The sequence below is a fragment of the Bacteroides sp. AM23-12 genome (genome assembly GCF_003434395.1).
Taxonomy (GTDB): domain Bacteria; phylum Bacteroidota; class Bacteroidia; order Bacteroidales; family Bacteroidaceae; genus Bacteroides; species Bacteroides thetaiotaomicron.
The window spans coordinates 15,986-35,014 of sequence record NZ_QTLF01000015.1 but is presented as its reverse complement, the minus strand read 5'-3'; the positions used below and the strand labels follow the sequence as shown (position 1 = coordinate 35,014).

Genomic DNA, 19,029 nt, shown 5'->3' with positions numbered 1-19,029 from the left:
GCGCTATGAGAAAGATTATTTTGATTTTCGTGACAATTGTTCTTCCCTGTTTGCTTTGCGCAAGAAATGATGATAAGAGTACAGATATGCTGCTTCGTGAGATTGACGGAATTATCAGGAACCGTCAGACTTACGGTGCAGAAAAAGAAGCACGTATCTCCGATTTGAAGAAGTTGCTGTCCGAGGCTACCTCCGATGAGCAGCGTTATGGATTTTGCGGCAGGCTTTTCGACGAATATCGGGCTTATAATCTGGACTCTTCGTATGTATATGCACAGCGGAAGCAGGAACTGGCTTCTCATTTGAACAAACAGGATTATCTGGATGATGCCGCCATGAATATGGCAGAGGTGATGGGAACCACCGGAATGTACAAGGAAGCTTTGGAGCAGTTGGGACAGATAGACAAGAAAACCCTGTCTGATTATCTCTATCCCTATTATTACCACTTGTATCGTACTATTTACGGGTTGATGGGAGATTATGCCGTCACCGAGAAGGAGAAAAAAGAGTATTACCGGATGACGGACCTGTATCGGGATTCCCTTTTACAGACTAATGCCTCCGACTCATTGGGCCATGTGCTGGTGATGGCCGACAAATGCACCGTACACGCCCAATATGACCAGGCAATAACCATGCTGACCGACTTCTACCGGAAACCCTCTCTGGACGATCATTCCAAGGCGATGATTACTTATACCTTGTCAGAAGCCTATCGCCTCAAAGGAGACAAGAAAGGGCAGAAACACTTTCTGGCTCTCTCGGCCATCGCTGATTTAAAATCGGCAGTCAAAGAATATGTTTCCTTACGGAAACTCGCCTCTCTTGTATATGAAGACGGAGACATTGATCGTGCATACAACTATCTGAAATGCTCGCTCGAAGATGCTACGCTCTGCAATGCCCGCCTTCGTACCCTGGAAATCTCACAAGTCTTCCCCATCATCGATCAGGCTTACCAACTGAAAACCAAGCGGCAGCAACAGGAAATGAAGATATCTTTGATCTGTATCAGTCTGCTTTCCGTCTTTCTGCTGGTGGCTATATTCTTCGTTTACAAGCAGATGAAGAAAGTGGCTGCTGCCCGTCGGGAAGTGATTGACACGAATACGCTTCTGCAAGAGCTGAACGGTGAACTTCATGACTCCAATTCGCAACTGAAAGAGATGAACCATACCCTTTCGGAGGCTAACTATATTAAAGAGGAATACATCGGTCGCTATATGGACCAGTGTTCCACCTACTTGGATAAGATGGACTTATACCGTCGTTCCCTGAATAAGATTGCGGCTACCGGCAGGGTAGAGGAGTTGTATAAAGCTATTAAATCTTCCCAATTCCTCGAAGAAGAGCTGAAAGAGTTCTACGCAAACTTCGATATGACCTTCCTGCAACTCTTCCCCAACTTTGTGGAAGAATTTAATGCGTTGCTTGTCGAACCGATGCAGCCCAAGCAGGGTGAACTGCTGAATACCGAACTTCGTATCTTTGCCCTGATCCGTCTGGGGATTACGGATAGTACCAAGATCGCCCAGTTCCTCCGCTACTCTGTGACCACTATTTATAATTACCGGACACGTGTCCGCAACAAGGCACTCGGCGAACGGGATGAGTTTGAGGCTAAAGTAATGAAAATAGGGAAGGTGGAAGAGTAAGAAATCCACTACTTTTTTAGCACGGTTGCTATTCTGTAATATTCTTATTATTAGTGTTTTATACTGTATTGTGCTGTATAAACCACTATATTTTTGCTATCTGGCAAAAGAAGCGCATTTAATTGTGGATACTTTTGTTTCAGTGAAAACAAAAAGTAATCCTAATATTAACTTTAAATTGATGTACATGGAACAGAGTATAAAGTCGAAAGGCTTTGAACATCGCCTCCTATTAATAATGTGGGGCTTGTTACTATCTCTTAGTGCATTCGCACAGCAGATTACAGTAAAAGGACATGTAGTGGACGCCACGGGCGAACCGGTGATCGGTGCCAGTGTGATAGAAGGCAAGTCCACGAACGGCACGATTACCGATATCGACGGTAACTTCTCATTAAATGTTTCTGCTAACAGCACATTGACCATTTCTTTTGTCGGTTATAAGACGCAGACTGTTTCGGTGAACGGAAAAACCGCACTGAAAGTAACCTTGCAGGAAGATACCGAAGTATTGGACGAAGTTGTTGTAGTAGGTTACGGAACGATGAAAAAGAGTGACCTGACCGGCGCCGTATCTTCTGTAGGAGTCAAAGATATCAAAGACTCTCCGGTAGCCAATATCGGTCAGGCAATGCAGGGAAAAGTATCCGGCGTGCAAATTATCGATGCCGGCAAACCGGGGGACAATGTAACCATTAAAATCCGTGGTCTGGGCACGATCAACAACAGCAACCCGCTGGTGGTGATCGACGGAATCCCTACCGACTTAGGCCTGTCTTCTCTGAACATGGCAGATGTGGAACGGGTAGATGTATTGAAAGATGCTTCGGCAACTGCCATCTACGGTTCGCGCGGTGCCAACGGTGTAGTGATGATTACCAGTAAACGCGGTGCCGAAGGCGCCGGAAAGGTAACGGTCAATGCGAACTGGGCGATACAGAATGCAACTAAAGTGCCTGATATGCTGAATGCCGCCCAATATGCAGCATTGAGCAATGACATGCTCTCAAACAATGACGATAACACCAACCCTTACTGGGCAGACCCTTCTTCATTGGGAAAAGGAACCAACTGGCTCGACGAGATGCTGCGCACGGGAGTGAAGCAGAGTTATTCGGTCAGCTATTCCGGCGGCACGGAAAAGGCGCATTATTACGTGTCCGGCGGTTTTCTCGATCAGTCCGGCATTGTGAAGAGTGTCAATTATCGCCGTTTCAATTTTCAGGCGAACAGTGACGCCCAAGTCAACAAATGGCTGAAATTCACCACCAACCTGACATTTAGCACAGATGTCAAAGAAGGAGGAACATACAGTATCGGTGATGCGATGAAAGCCCTTCCCACCCAACCGGTGAAGAATGACGACGGCAGTTGGAGCGGTCCTGGACAGGAGGCGCAATGGTACGGAAGTATCCGCAATCCGATCGGTACGCTTCACATGATGACTAACGAGACGAAAGGATATAACTTTCTCGCGAACATCACCGGAGAGATCACCTTCACTAAATGGCTGAAACTGAAAAGTACCTTCGGCTATGACGCCAAGTTCTGGTTTGCCGACAACTTCACGCCGGCATACGACTGGAAACCGAATCCGGTAGAAGAATCTTCCCGCTATAAAAGCGACAACAAATCATTCACCTACCTGTGGGACAACTACTTCGTATTCGATCATACTTTTGCAAAGAAGCATCGTGTAGGTGTGATGGCAGGTTCTTCCGCACAGTGGAACAACTACGACTATCTGAACGCACAGAAAAATATCTTCATGTTCGACAATATCCATGAGATGGACAACGGAGAAAAGATGTACAGCCTTGGCGGCAGCCAGAGCGACTGGGCACTGCTCTCACTGATGGCACGTCTCAACTACTCATACGAAGACAAATACCTGCTGACGGCTACCGTACGTCGTGACGGCTCTTCCCGCTTTGGTAAGAACAACCGATGGGGAACATTCCCTTCCGTATCTCTGGCTTGGCGTGTTTCTCAGGAAGACTGGTTCCCGAAAGATAACTTCCTGATGAACGATCTCAAACTGCGTGTCGGATACGGTGTGACCGGTAATCAGGAAATCGGTAACTACGGCTTTGTCGCTTCTTACAACACGGGTGTCTATCCTTTCGGAAACAATAACTCCACCGCTTTGGTATCTACCACTCTCTCCAATCCGAACATCCATTGGGAAGAAGTGCGCCAGGCCAACTTCGGAGTGGACATGAGCCTGTTCGATTCGCGTGTCAGCCTCTCACTGGATGCTTATATCAAGAATACGAACGATATGCTGGTGAAGGCTTCCATCCCCATCACTTCGGGTTTTGAAGATACTACCGAGACTTTCACCAATGCCGGCAAGATGCGCAACAAAGGAGTGGAAATGACATTGCGTACCATCAACCTGAAAGGCATCTTCTCCTGGGAATCCGCTTTAACGGCTACCTACAATAAAAATGAGATTCTGGACCTGAACAGCGAAACTCCGATGTTTATCAACCAGATAGGCAATTCATACGTGACCATGCTGAAAGCCGGTTACCCGATCAACGTTTTCTATGGATACGTTACCGACGGTCTTTTCCAGAACTGGGGAGAAGTCAACCGCCACGCCACCCAGCCGGGCGCAGCTCCGGGGGACATCCGCTTCAGAGACTTGAACAACGACGGAGTGATTAACGACGAAGACCGTACGATTCTTGGCAATCCGAATCCGAACTGGTTCTTCTCACTCTCCAACAACCTATCTTACAAAGGATGGGAACTCTCCGTTTTCCTGCAAGGAGTGGCAGGCAACAAGATTTATAATGCCAACAATGTGGACAACGAAGGAATGGCTGCCGCCTACAACCAGACTACAGCCGTACTGAACCGCTGGACAGGAGAAGGCACAAGCTACTCCATGCCGCGTGCCATCTGGGGCGACCCGAACCAGAACTGCCGCGTATCCGACCGATTTGTGGAAAACGGCTCGTATCTCCGTCTGAAAAATATCACCCTTTCGTATACACTGCCTAAAAAGTGGTTGCAAAAGATTCAACTGGAAAACGCCCGTATCTCCTTCTCTTGCGAGAATGTGGCGACTATCACCGGATATTCGGGCTTCGACCCCGAGGTGGATGTCAACGGTATAGACAGCAGCCGTTACCCTATCTCGCGTACATTCAGTATGGGCTTGAACTTTAACTTTTAAATCAGGAGGAAGAAAATGAAAAAGAAACTGACTTTTATAATGATACTTGTCGTACTTGCCTTGACATCGTGCAGTGATTTTCTGGATAAGTACCCCAAATACGGTGTGGACCCCGAATCGGAAGTGACCAATGAGATTGCCGTAGCACTGACTACTGCCTGCTATAAGACGTTGCAGTCGTCCAATATGTATAATCAGCGCCTGTGGAGCCTCGACATCCTTGCCGGCAACAGCGAGGTAGGCGCCGGGGGAGGAACCGACGGACTGGAAACTGTTCAGGCGGCTAACTTTATAGCGCAGAGCGACAACGGTTTTGCCCTGTACGTATGGCGTTCTCCGTGGGTAGGCATCGGACGTTGTAATATCGTGCTTTCCAATCTGCCTTCGGCTGCCATCTCCGATGAGATAAAAGACCGTTGCATGGGTGAGGCATATTTCCTGCGTGCTCATTACTACTATATCCTCGTCCGCCTTTATGGTGGCGTACCTTTGCGGTTACAGCCCTTTGAGCCGGGACAGTCGACGGATATTGCCCGCAATACGGTAGATGAGGTATATGCGCAGATTCTTTCGGACTGTAAGAATGCGGTGGATATGCTTCCCCCAAAGAGCAGTTACGGAGAAAATGACAAGGGACGTGCCTGCAAAGAAGCGGCGATGGCTATGCTGGCAGATATTTACCTGACGCTGGCGCCCAACCATCGGGACTATTACAGTGAAGTTGTTACGTTGTGCGACCAGATTACTGCGATGGGATATGATTTGTCTCAGTGCAAGTATGCCGATAATTTCGATGCTACGATCAATAACGGTGCGGAATCCCTTTTCGAAGTACAATACTCCGGCAGTACGGAATACGATTTCTGGGGAGGGGACAACCAGTCTTCCTGGCTGTCGACCTTCATGGGACCCCGCAACTCCGGTATGGTGGCAGGCGCTTACGGATGGAATCTGCCTACGGAAGAATTTATCAAAGAGTACGAAGCGGGCGATTTGCGCAAAGATGTGACCGTGTTATATCAAGGCTGTCCTGCTTTCGACGGCATGGAATACAGACGTTCATGGTCGGGTACAGGTTACAACGTCCGGAAGTTCCTTGTGTCGAAGACCGTTTCGCCGGAATATAATACCAACCCGAATAACTTCGTGGTATACCGTTATGCGGATGTCCTGTTGAAGAAGGCGGAAGCCCTGAACGAACTGGGACATCCCGATCAGGCTGCCGCACCTCTGAATATCGTCCGTCATCGTGCCGGACTGGCGGATGTACCGACTACCTTGAATCAGGAAACAATGCGGGAAAAGATTATTCACGAACGCCGGATGGAACTTGCTTTTGAGGGACATCGTTGGTTTGACATGATTCGCATCAATAATGGTAACTATGCGATTGAGTTCCTGAAATCCATCGGCAAGAATCAGGTGACGAAGGAACGTCTGCTGCTGCCCATCCCGCAGACAGAGATGGACTCTAACAATCTGATGACTCAGAATCCCGGTTATTAATCGCTTTTACAATCATTCATTTAGACAGATCATATGATGAAGAAATATATATATCAGATGTTGTGCTCTCTTTTCATCGGCGGAGCGATGGTTTCCTGCGCCGAGGATTATATGGAGACGGACAAGGGACATGATACGCTGACTCTTACGGTGAATCAGCAGGAGATCGTATTGAACGAAAAGAATCACAGTCAGGAGGCGTTAACGCTTTCATGGACTACGGGAACGAACTACGGAAGCGGGAACCGCATCTCTTATACACTGGAAATAGCCAAGGCGGGAACCGACTTCGCCCGTGCCTATTCCGTAGATTTAGGAACGGGAACTTATCAGTGGACGAAGAAAACGGAAGAACTCAATCAGTTTCTGAACACGCAGCTAGGCGTCGGCTATGCCGAAAAAGTATCGCTGGAAGCACGCATTACCGCTACTGTTGCCGGAATGGAAGAAAAGGAGCAGCGTGCCACAGTTGCGCTGGATGTGACTACTTATCAACCGGTTACTCCGACGCTTTACCTCATCGGAGAAGCTGCCCCTAACGGATGGAGCGCCGATCAAGCGACGCCTATGGAGCGCACGGACAACGGACAGTTTACGTGGACAGGAAAGCTGAATACTGGTGTATTCAAGTTTATAACGACATTGGGAGAATTTCTTCCATCCTACAACCGGGATGCCGCTGCCGGAGAAGAACTACGGCTTATCTACCGCACATCGGGCGACGAACCGGACGAACCATTTACAGTCAGCAAGGAAGCGACCTATATAGTCAAGGTAGACCTGCTCGACCTGACAATGACCATGACCGAAACGGAAAACATCGGATGGCGCTTTGAAGAATTCTATATTGTCGGCTCCTTTACCGGCGACAATGGCTGGGGATTCGAGGCACTGTCTAAAGATGCCGTTCAGATGAATCTGTTCCATTATGGTGCCGTGATTCCGTGGAAGGCGGACGGTGATTTTAAGTTTACTTCCGTGACGGACTTCGGTCAGTCGGATGCTTTCTTCCATCCCACCGAAGGGAACGCTCCGTATACTTCCACTTCAGTTGTACTGGGAGGTGAAGACAATAAATGGCAAATGAAGGAAAGCGAATGCGGCAAGGCCTATAAAGTGCTGTTCCTCACAGCCAAGGGAAAGGAAAAGATGCTGATGCGTCCGTTTACCCCCTACGAAGGACTGTATCTGGTAGGCGATGCCACTCCGAACGGATGGAGCATCGACAACGCCACCCCGATGGCTAAAAGTGCCGACAGCCCTTACATCTTTACCTGGAGCGGTACACTGAATACAGGGGAGATGAAGATCTCCTGCGACAAGCAGTCCGACTGGAACGGAGACTGGCTGATGGCGGACAAGAGCGGAAAGGCACCGACCGGTGAAGTGGAGACAGCCTTATTTACCAGTAAAACGGATGCGGAACTGAAGAATATGTATCCGGATACAGACCTCGGCAGTCTGGACAATAAATGGAATATTCAGGAAGCTGGCTCGTATCGGATTACGATTGACCAGTTGAAAGAAACGATTTCAATTGTAAAACAATAAACAAGTATTCAAGATGAAGAAGATAATATATTTGGTGGCTGCCTTCCTGTGTCTGTCTTGCAGCGACGATCATGAATCGAACCCACAGAACGGAGGAGCGTCGGGCAGTGTGACCGAAGTAACTCCGGTGACATCGGACTTATGCGTGGAACTGACAACTGACAAGGCTTTTTATAAACCGAACGAGACAGTGACTTTCACTGCCGCCGATGCCTTGCCTGCCGGAACAAAGGTACGCTATCGCCTTTTGGGAGAAATAGTCGGAGAAGAACCGGTCAGCGGTACGAACTGGACATGGAAGGCTCCTTCCACCGATTTCAAAGGATACATGGCAGAACTTTACCGGCAGGAAAACGGTACGGATGTCATCGTCGGTACGATTGCGGTAGATGTATCCAGCCATCCGGCACGGTTCCCCCGATATGGCTTCGTGGCAGATTTCGACGGAGACAAGACAGAAGAGAAAACGCTGGAAGAGATGGCTTATCTGAACCGCCATCACATCAACTGGGTACAGTTTCAGGACTGGCACAATAAACATCATTGGCCGCTGGGCGGCACACGCACGCAGTTGGACGAGGAATATCTCGACATTGCGAACCGCCCTGTCCATACAAGCTCTGTGAAGAATTATATCAAGGCACAACAACATTTTGGAATGAAGTCCATGTTCTATAATCTTTGTTTCGGGGCATTGAAGGATGCGGCTTCCGACGGGGTGAAAGAAGAATGGTATCTGTTTAAGGACGCTTCGCATACCACGAAAGACAGTCACGACCTGCCAAGCGGATGGAAGAGCAATATCTATCTGGTAGACCCTTCCGACAAGGAATGGCAGCAATATATGGCGGAACGGAATGACGACGTGTATGCGAACTTCGCCTTCGACGGCTATCAGATCGACCAGTTGGGCAAGCGGGGAACGCTTTACAACTACGACGGTACGCCGGTCAACCTCCGCGAAGGATATGCTTCTTTTATCGAAGCCATGAAGCAGGCGCATCCCGACAAAAGTCTGGTGATGAATGCCGTAAGTCGCTACGGTGCCCGTCAGATCGGAGAAACCGGCAAAGTAGATTTCTTCTATAATGAGATGTGGGCGGATGAGGCGGACTTTACCCATCTGAAAGCCGTCCTGTATGAAAACGGAGTGTATGGCAATAATCAGCTGAATACGGTTTTCGCTGCCTATATGAACTATAATAAGGCGGATCATCGGGGAGAGTTCAATACAGCGGGCATCCTGCTGACGGATGCGGTGATGTTCGCTTTGGGTGGCTCGCATCTCGAACTGGGTGGTGACCATATGCTGTGCAAAGAATATTTTCCGAACGACAACCTGACGATGAGCGAGGAACTGAAAACGGCAATGGTTCACTACTACGACTTCCTCACGTCTTATCAGAACCTGCTCCGCGATGGCGGAACGGAGAACAGTATCGCTATGAACTGTACCAACGGAGAAATGAAACTCAACGTATGGCCTCCAAAGTTGGGGTCGGTCACTACCTACGCCAAGCAGGTAGACGGCAAGCAAGTAGTGCATCTGCTTAACTTCTCGCAGGCGAACAGCCTTAGCTGGCGGGACGTGGACGGCACCATGCCCGAACCTGCCCTGATCACGAAAGCGGCCTTGCAGATGAACCTGCCCGCCAAAGTGAATAAATTGTGGGTGGCATCGCCGGACGTACACGGAGGAGCTTTGCAGGAACTGGCATTTACGCAGGAGAACGGGGTAGTCTCCTTCACACTGCCTGCCTTGAAATACTGGACAATGATTGTAGCTGAATAAGGCAGTTGCAACGGAATAACTAAAAACGATAGGTATGAAGATTAGATATAAGTTTGGGGTGTGGATGTTGTGTCTGATGTTTCCGGCGTTGGTCTGGGCAGAAAACGCAAAAAGTATATGTACCTCTTTTACGCAGCAGGGACGTCAGGTGACTTTTCACCTGGCGGACAGTGCCGCGCTGCAACTGCAACTTTGCAGTCCTTCCGTGGTAAGAATCTGGTTCTCGCCGGACGGGAAGCTGCAACGGAGAAACGCTTCCTTTGCCGTGATCAATGAAGAACTGGAAGATGTGGGAACGGTTCATGTGGACGAACAGGCCGCCTGCTATGAGATATTTACCTCGAAGCTGCGCATACGGGTGAACAAGTCGCCGATGAGCATCCAGATATTCGACAAATATCAGAAACTCCTCTTCAGTGACTATGCCGATAAAGGACACGTAAGCGAAGGCACGAAGAAGGTGGAATATAAAACGCTTCGCCGTGACGAGCATTTCTTCGGGCTTGGGGAGAAGACCGGCAAGATGGACCGCAGAGGAGAATCTTACAAGATGTGGAACAGCGATAAACCTTGTTACAGTGTGGTGGAAGACCCTCTTTACAAGAGCATCCCTTTCTTTATGAGCAGTTACCGGTATGGTATTTTCCTTGATAATACGTATAAGACAGAATTTAAGTTCGGAACGGAAAGCCGTGATTATTACAGCTTCGAGGCGCCGGACGGGGAGATGATTTACTACTTCATCTTCGGCAAGGACTATAAGGAAATCCTGAGTCAGTATGTAGGACTGACGGGCAAACCTATCATGCCTCCGAAATGGGCATTGGGCTTTGCGCAATGTCGTGGCCTGCTGACAAGCGAGAAACTGAGCCGCGAAATAGCCGAAGGCTACCGGACACGCGGCATCCCCTGTGATATTATCTATCAGGACATCGGCTGGACGGAACATCTACAGGACTTCGAATGGCGGAAGGGCAACTACGGGCATCCGAAAAAGATGCTTGCCGACCTGAAAGAAATGGGATTCAAGGTAGTCGTATCGCAAGACCCGGTCATCTCGCAAGCCAACAAGAAGCAATGGGAGGAAGCGGACCGTCTGGGATATTTTGTCAAGGACAGCACGAACGGGAAGAGTTATGACATGCCGTGGCCTTGGGGCGGAAATTGTGGGGTAGTGGATTTTACCTTACCTGCCGTAGCCGACTGGTGGGGAACCTATCAGCAGAAACCCATTGACGATGGCATCTCCGGCTTCTGGACGGATATGGGAGAACCCGCATGGAGCAACGAAGAGCAGACCGAACGCCTTGTGATGAAACATCATCTGGGGATGCACGACGAAATCCATAATGTCTACGGACTGACTTGGGATAAAGTGGTCAAAGAGCAGTTCGAGAAACGGAATCCGAACCGTCGCGTCTTTCAGATGACCCGTGCCGCTTATGCGGGATTGCAGCGTTATACGTTCGGTTGGACGGGAGATTGCGGAAATGGAGACGATGTATTGCAGGGCTGGGGGCAACTGGCCAATCAGATTCCGGTGATTCTTTCCGCAGGGTTGGGAGTAATTCCGTTTACTACCTGTGACATTACGGGGTATTGCGGAGACATCGAAGACTATCCATCTATGGCGGAACTTTATACCCGATGGATACAGTTCGGTGCATTCAATCCTTTGAGCCGTATTCATCATGAGGGGGATAATCCGGTAGAACCGTGGCTCTTCGGTCCGGAAGCGGAAAAGAACGCGAAGGAGGCCATCGAACTGAAATATCGTTTATTGCCTTATATCTATACGTATGCCCGCGAAGCTCATGATACGGGATTGCCCATCATGCGTCCGCTCTTTTTGGAATATCCGGCGGATATGGAAACGTTCTCTACAGACGGCCAGTTCTTGTTCGGACAAGAGCTGCTGGTAGCTCCGGTGGTGAAGAAGGAGGCACGTACGAAGAATGTCTATCTGCCCGAAGGCACTTGGATTGACTACAACAATAAACAAACAGTCTATACCGGAGAACAGTGGACTACCGTGGAAGCTCCCTTGTCGTGCATCCCGATGTTTGTAAAGCAGGGTTCCATCATCCCCACCATGCCGGTGATGAACTACACGCATGAGAAACCGGTCTATCCGCTGATCTTTGAAGTATTTCCGGCACCAAAAGGAGAGGAGGCTTCGTTCACTTTGTACGAAGATGAGGGAGAAGACCTCGGCTATCAACGGGATGAGTTTGCCAAAACTCCCGTTCGCTTCCGGACGGAGAAGGGTGGTTATCTTCTTTCGGTTGGTGCCCGTGAAGGAAAAGGGTATGCAGTGCCCGCTCCCCGAAACTTTATTTTCCGTATGTATCTGAAGACGGCTCCCAAAGGAATTACCGTGCAAGGCAAGAAAGTAAAGAAGGTGAAGCCGGAACGTCTGGAAGAGAATCCGGACGATGACACTGAAAGTATGGTATGGAGCTGGGATAAGGCGACCGGTATTTGCAGCCTTCGTATGCCGGACCGAGGGGAAGAAAGTCAGATTTCCCTGCGTTTATGACTTGAACTCAACGCCTACATAAAGATATAAATTTGAAAAATTGCTGTCATCTGTCACTAAACCTGTGACAATAGTCTGATAATTAAATCATAAGACCGTGACAGCAACCTGTGACAGCAGCGTGACGGAAAGATTTGCCGTCACGCTGTCATTCATTTCAGCTATTAATAAGCCGAGTTTGTTTTAAGGTATGAAACTACAGTTCCCATTGCTTGAAACTTTGGTTCCCATTACTTGAAACTCTAGTTTCATACGCTTGGAACTTTTGGTTTCAAGCCTTTGGAACTACAGTTTCTCACTGATGAAACTCTGGTTTCAAGCAGTGAAACTAATTAAGAAATCAATTGATGAACTCGTAATCCGTCAGTTGATATCTTTTTTGCTTGTATTCTTTTGTCCTTTTCAGTTTTACCTTTCCTTTGGCAGCTTCCAGCGTTACTTCGTTGAATTGTCCTTTTTGGAAATCGTAACTTATACCGTCATCTTCGAGAAGGAGGAACGTTGCCGAAGGAGCGCCGTATACTTTGCAATGCAGATCGAATACGGTTTGAGCATCTACATAGGGGACAGGTGCGGCCAATGGCAATAACGTTCCCTGGCGAACGTAGAGTGGCAACTGATCTAATTCCGTCGTAATCTCATATTCACGGTTGCCTTCATATTTCTCATTGGTATTGAAGTTGTACCATGTTCCTTCGGGGAAATAGACCGTTCTCGTTTTCTTGTTCTGGTATAAAGGAGCAGCCATCAATCCGTCTCCCATCATATACTGGTCACTGATAGTGCGCAAACGTTCATCTTTGGGATAATCCATCAATAACGGACGGAAAGGAGGTACACCTTCTTTATAATATGTATAAAAAGCACTGTACAGATAAGGAATCAGCTGCATACGCAGATTAATCAGTGTGCGGGCATATTCTTCATACCTCTTTGCTTCCGGCAGGAACTCGCCACGTTCGTTCTTTCCACGGTCGAATTGCAGCCACGGAGCGTATTGCAGATACCATGCATTGACCATAGCCTGCGGAGAAAGAATCACCGTTTGCAGACGATGGAAGAAATCTTCGGCAGAATGTGCCTCACGCACTTCGGGACACCACAACAGTCCTCCGAATGCCGAGTTGCAAAGTGCCTGAATGTACTCTTTGGGATCGTATGTATCACTATAAAGTACGGCGTTGCGTGAAGACATGAACATACCGGACGACCGGTAATCCTGATAGGTGCGGGTATTCTTTTCACGATAGATACTGTCCATCGCATTCACATAAAGGGAACCGAATACCTGGTGCATCTTTTCTCCGTCGATGCCCGAAGGGAACTGTGCCATATCCGGGAAGCACCATGTGGCGGAAGCAAAAGATATGTTCGAGTTGTCACATTCGTCCAGTTTGAAGCCGGAGATGCCTTCTTCTATCAGTGTGCGGTGGTAATCGGTAAATATTTTGTGTGCTTCCGGCTGGATGAAGTCCGGTACCAGTCCGTTCCATACAAGGAAATCGCCTGAGTAGGGCTCCAGCGCCTTCCGGATGGGGGAAGAAGGATGAACATACGCGTGTTCCCACAGGTTTACTTTGTATCCTTTCTGCTGCAACTGGTCCAGCATTTCTTTGTGCCTTGGAAAACGGTCGTCGCTCCAGCGATAAGAACAGGAGTAAGTGGCCGTCTGCCATCCCGGTTCGAGTCCCAGTACGTCGCACGGAATCTGTTTCTCGCGGAAATAGTTGGCAAAACGCATGACGGAGTCTTGCGTCGCATCTCCTTTGACACGGTATTTGAATCCGAGTCCCCACATCGGAGGAAGACATCCGCCGCCGGAGAGGAGGTTGTATCTCTTGACTACATCCAGCACTTCCGGTCCGGTGATGATAAATACCTCAATGCCTTTGGCGCCGGGTACGTCGATATGGACTTTATTTCCGTTGCTTCTGTTCTTATACAAGTCTTCTGTGGTGGTAGCAATGTGTTTTCTTTCTTCCGCTTGCAGTTGACGACTATGCTCGGTTTTCTGATTGGAGCCGCATAGGAAAGTGGTATACCGTGCCGTGTTGACCAGAATACCGTACCCTTTGGTAGAGACGTAGAATGTCTGCGGAGCATGTGTATATCCGAGTCCGTTCAGCGGATTGTCGTTTACTATCGGGCGCTTGCGCAGGCCACGCTGACCGAAAGTTTCGAATTGAAGTCCGAAACCGTATATTTGTTCGTTGTCCTCCAGAGGGACTTCGATCAGACAGCCACGGTCGGTTATCTTTATTTGCACTTCGTCGGGGCTGAAGGGCGGCTTTGCAGCCGGAAGTTGTTTCATTGCTTCTACGGCAGGTTTCCCGCCGAATAAGGAATAAGGGGTAAAAGTGTCAATTTCTCCCGCTTGCAGCTTGATGATTCCCGGAGCAATTTCTTCTTGAGCGGATGCTTGCCCGGCAAACAGGAGACCTACTGTGGATAGAAAAAGGTTGAGTAATAGTTTTCTCATTATAGTTTATTTTATCATGGTTATATTAAAATAGACTTCTGAAATGCGATTTTCCACTAAAATGCAATAAAAGAATATTGCAAATATAGGAATAAAACAGATGCGGTATCAAGTATTAATACCTGAGAAGTCAGATAAAGTGACCTGTCACGACATATATTAATGTTTGTGACGGGAGATATTAATATCTTCTTTTTTTGACCGTGATTCTAAAAATAAGGTTTTATATTTGTCCTTGTTTAAGAATGAAAAAGAATAAAACCATGAAAAAGAATTGTTTTCTCCTTCTCTTTTTGCTTTGTGCCTGCCTCGTTCAGGCACAGGATACGTATCGTACCGACAAGGATGTACCTTACATTTCCGGCTCCGAAACAGATGCTTATCGTCTGGAACGTTGTAAATTGGATGTTTATTATCCCGAGAATAAAAAAGATTTTTCCACCATTGTATGGTTTCATGGCGGTGGTATGGAAGGAGGAAGTAAATTTGTTCCCAGGGAACTGACGGATCAAGGCTTTGCAGTAGTGGCGGTTAATTATCGTTTGAGTCCGAAAGCAAAGAATCCGGCTTATATAGAAGATGCCGCCGAAGCCGTGGCATGGACATTCCGGAATATCGAAAAGTATGGCGGTCGCAAGGATCGTATCTTTGTTTCCGGTCATTCGGCAGGAGGTTACCTTACGTTGATTCTGGCAATGGATAAGAAATACATGGCTGCATATGGAGCCGATGCGGATAGTGTAGCTGCCTATCTTCCGGTCAGCGGGCAGACAGTCACTCATTTTACCATCCGCAAAGAACGTGGCCTGCCCAACGGAATCCCCATCATTGACGAATTTGCTCCGGTAAATAAGGCCCGCAAGGATACCGCTCCTGTTGTGCTGATTACGGGGGATAAGAATCTGGAAATGGCTGACCGGTACGAAGAGAATGCACTGCTGGCATCGGTATTGAAGAATATCGGCAATCGGAAAGTCTCTTTATATGAACTGCAAGGATTTGACCACGGACAGGTACTCGGTCCTGCCTGCTATCTGATCGTTAATTATGTGAAGAGGTTCAAGTAATAGACCTGTGATATTCTTTCATTTGATATGGATAATGTGTATATTTGCACGAAACTCATATCAAAAATGTGTAAGTTCTCACATTTCAGATATCAAAAATGTGACTCGGTATGTTTGAAAGAGGAATTATTCAGCTGTTAGTGGCTTGGAAAACGGATGTAAACAGGAAGCCTTTGGTTATTCATGGGGCGAGACAAGTGGGTAAGACGTGGGCTTTGAAGTATTTCGGTCAGAAATACTTTGAAGATGTTGCCTATTTTAGTCTGGATAAAGATGAAAGCGGACTTTGTGATATCTTTAAAACGACTAAAGACCCCGAGCGCATTATACAGCAATTGTCCTTTTTGCATGGACGAAAAATTAATCCTCAGACTACTTTGCTGATATTGGATGAGATTCAGGAGTGCAATGAAGCGCTGAACTCTTTGAAATATTTCTGCGAAGAAGCACCCGAATATGCAGTGGCTTGCGCTGGTTCTTTACTTGGAATTTACCTGAATCACATAGGCAATTCCTTTCCGGTTGGAAAAGTAAATCATCTGTCTATGTATCCGCTGACTTTTACGGAGTTTCTGAATACGAAAGATCCGGCGATGTATCAATATATGTGCTCTGTCAAAGAAATAGCACCTCTTCCCCAAATCTTCTTCGACAAACTGCGGGAAGCCTTCATTGCCTATTCTATTTGTGGCGGTATGCCCGAACCTGCTTCTTTGATGGTTGACTTTAATGATATGCAAAAAGTGGATTCATCGCTTCGGGATATATTGAATGACTATGCTCTGGATTTTGTGAAACATACTACACCTACGTTGGCGCCCCGTATCAATTATGTATGGAACTCTCTGCCCTCTCAATTGGCGAAAGAAAATCGTAAGTTTGTTTATCAACTGGTTCGTCCCGGAGCACGTGCGCGTGAATACGAAGATGCTATTTTATGGTTGGAACAAGCTGGTCTTGTCAACAAAGTAGTTTTGAGCAAGTCGCCTAGGCTGCCACTGAAAGCCTACGATGATTTGAGCACTTTTAAGCTCTATGCATTAGACATAGGGTTGTTGAGGCAATTGTCCGAACTGGATGCAAGTGTTTTGTTATTGTCCACTCCCGGATATACGGAATATAAAGGGGCATTGGCAGAGAATTATGTATTGCAAAGTCTTACAGCACAACTTCAGGCTTCGTTCCGTTACTGGACTTCCGGTAATAAAGCAGAAGTGGATTTTTTACTTCAGCATGGTAATCATATTTATCCGGTAGAAGTGAAAGCAGACCAGAATATAACAGGTAAAAGTCTGATTCAGTACGAGAAACTTTATCAACCTGCTTGCCGGATTCGATATTCGATGCTGAATTTGAAACAAGACGGCAATCTGATTAATATTCCTTTATTTCTTGCGGATAAGACGAAAGAGCTGCTGAATAATAACGTGGGATAAAGAATAGAGAGAAACGGCCAAGTGATGAAAAATACAGGTCATTTAAGGAAAATATCTGTGAAATGTAACGTTTCTCATAGTCTGTGAATCATTTATTATATCAGAAATCGGTCGTATTGGCTACATTTACTCCGATTTTACAAACTAATAAATAAAATAGCTATGAAGACATTAAGCAGAACTGTACTTACTCTTTTTGTTTTATCCTTCTCCTGTTTGGCAGCGATAGCCGGAGAAGTATCTTTTAAAATAACCAAGCAATATCTGAACTTCCCCATCTCCCATAAAGAGAACAGAGGAAGGATGACTTTTGAAGTAAACGGCAAGCCGGATTTATCCGTCGTTATCCGTCTGGCGCCGGATGAAGCGGAATACTGGGTGTTTAAAGATGTGTCGGCTTTCAAAGGAAAGACGATCAAGATAACCTACGACGGCAATGAGAAGGGATTGAGTAAAATATACCAGTCCGACGAAATCGAAGGACAAGCTGAACTGTATAAGGAAAAGAACCGTCCGCAATTCCACTTCACTACCCGGAGAGGCTGGATCAATGACCCTAACGGATTAATCTATTATGAGGGCGAATACCACCTGTTCTACCAGCACAATCCTTTCGAAAGAGACTGGGAGAATATGCACTGGGGCCATGCGGTCAGCAAGGACTTGATACACTGGACAGAATTACCGGACGCTCTGTATCCCGACCATTTAGGAACGATGTTCTCCGGTTCGGCAGTCATCGACTATGATAATACCGCCGGATTCAATAAAGGCAAGACTCCAGCCATGGTTGCCGCCTTCACTGCCGCCAGCAGTGACAGACAAGTGCAGGGGATAGCCTATAGCCTTGACAAAGGACGTACCTTCACGAAGTACGACAAGAATCCGGTGATCAACTCCAAGGAGAAATGGAACTCTCAGGACACACGCGACCCGAAAGTGTTCTGGTATGCGCCCTCCAAACATTGGGTACTGGTACTGAACGAGCGCGACGGACACTCCATCTATACCTCTTCCAATCTCAAAGACTGGAAATACGAGAGCCATGTTACAGGCTTCTGGGAATGTCCCGAATTGTTTGAACTGCCGGTTGACGGTGACAAGAACCATACGAAGTGGGTGATGTACGGTGCCACCGGTACGTATATGCTAGGCTCTTTCGACGGCAAGGTATTTACTCCCGAAGCCGGAAAATACTGCTATACCACCGGAAGTATCTATGCAGCCCAGACCTTTACCAATATTCCGGCAAGCGACGGCAGACGTATCCAGATAGGCTGGGGAAGAATCTCCCACCCCGGTATGCCTTTCAACGGAATGATGATGCTCCCCACCGAACTGACTTTGCGTACCACCAAAGACGGCATCCGCCTTGTCAACGTTCCCGTAAAGGAGGTCGAATCCTTGTGTAAGCCTCTTCGTTCATGGAAATCTCTTTCTTCGGATGAGGCCAACCGCCATCTGAAAGAGTTTTATGATGCCGACTGTCTCCGCATTAAGACAACGATCAAACTCTCTCATGCCACGGATGCCGGATTCAACCTTTTCGGCCAGCGCATGATCGGCTACGACATGAACTCCAATACCCTGAACGGCCGTTTCTACTCTCCCCAAGACCCGACCAGCATGGAGTTGAGTGCCGATATTTACATTGACCGCACCTCTATCGAAGTATTTATCGACGGCGGACTGTATTCTTATTCCATGGAACGCCGCTCTGACACTAACAACAGAGAAGGACTCCACTTCTGGGGAAACCGTATCGAAGTGAAAGACCTGCAAGTCTTTTCCGTAGAATCCATTTGGTAGACGGA

General features: G+C 47.6%; 10 protein-coding genes. 9 read left to right on the top strand and 1 reads right to left on the bottom strand.

The features are described from left to right. The first annotated feature begins 5 nt into the window (after positions 1 to 5). The 6 genes from DW640_RS13635 to DW640_RS13610 all read left to right on the top strand — a co-directional run bounded on the left by DW640_RS13635 (position 6) and on the right by DW640_RS13610 (position 12,233). Positions 6 to 1,658 (top strand): DUF6377 domain-containing protein, encoded by a 1,653-nt coding sequence (locus DW640_RS13635; protein WP_008767355.1) that lies wholly within the window; start codon positions 6 to 8, stop codon positions 1,656 to 1,658. Positions 1,659 to 1,845: 187 nt separating this feature from the next. Continuing rightward, positions 1,846 to 4,845 (top strand): TonB-dependent receptor, encoded by a 3,000-nt coding sequence (locus DW640_RS13630; protein ID WP_117578506.1) that lies wholly within the window; start codon positions 1,846 to 1,848, stop codon positions 4,843 to 4,845. Between the two features lie 15 nt (positions 4,846 to 4,860). Continuing rightward, entirely contained in the window at positions 4,861 to 6,351 is a 1,491-nt protein-coding gene (locus DW640_RS13625) for a RagB/SusD family nutrient uptake outer membrane protein (protein WP_008767353.1), read from the top strand. 36 nt (positions 6,352 to 6,387) lie between these two features. Further along, positions 6,388 to 7,902, top strand: coding sequence for a SusF/SusE family outer membrane protein (locus DW640_RS13620; protein ID WP_032841383.1), 1,515 nt, complete (start codon positions 6,388 to 6,390; stop codon positions 7,900 to 7,902). A 13-nt stretch (positions 7,903 to 7,915) separates the two neighbouring features. Further along, positions 7,916 to 9,694, top strand: coding sequence for a glycoside hydrolase family 66 protein (locus DW640_RS13615; protein WP_117578479.1), 1,779 nt, complete (start codon positions 7,916 to 7,918; stop codon positions 9,692 to 9,694). Between the two features lie 34 nt (positions 9,695 to 9,728). Continuing rightward, positions 9,729 to 12,233, top strand: coding sequence for a glycoside hydrolase family 31 protein (locus DW640_RS13610; RefSeq protein WP_103877946.1), 2,505 nt, complete (start codon positions 9,729 to 9,731; stop codon positions 12,231 to 12,233). A gap of 340 nt (positions 12,234 to 12,573) precedes the next feature. Here the strand turns inward: DW640_RS13610 and DW640_RS13605 are convergent, their stop codons facing one another. Then, positions 12,574 to 14,712: a TIM-barrel domain-containing protein gene (locus DW640_RS13605; RefSeq protein WP_008767349.1), complete on the bottom strand. Its 2,139-nt coding sequence runs from the start codon at positions 14,710 to 14,712 to the stop codon at positions 12,574 to 12,576. A 263-nt stretch (positions 14,713 to 14,975) separates the two neighbouring features. On the opposite strand from DW640_RS13605, the gene DW640_RS13600 reads away from it, so the two are divergent. The 3 genes from DW640_RS13600 to DW640_RS13585 all read left to right on the top strand — a co-directional run bounded on the left by DW640_RS13600 (position 14,976) and on the right by DW640_RS13585 (position 19,024). Beyond that, positions 14,976 to 15,779 (top strand): alpha/beta hydrolase, encoded by an 804-nt coding sequence (locus DW640_RS13600; protein WP_032814311.1) that lies wholly within the window; start codon positions 14,976 to 14,978, stop codon positions 15,777 to 15,779. A gap of 110 nt (positions 15,780 to 15,889) precedes the next feature. After that, entirely contained in the window at positions 15,890 to 17,215 is a 1,326-nt protein-coding gene (locus DW640_RS13590; protein ID WP_117578478.1) for an ATP-binding protein, read from the top strand. A 162-nt stretch (positions 17,216 to 17,377) separates the two neighbouring features. Then, positions 17,378 to 19,024 (top strand): glycoside hydrolase family 32 protein, encoded by a 1,647-nt coding sequence (locus tag DW640_RS13585; RefSeq protein WP_117578476.1) that lies wholly within the window; start codon positions 17,378 to 17,380, stop codon positions 19,022 to 19,024. The last annotated feature ends 5 nt before the right edge of the window (positions 19,025 to 19,029 follow it).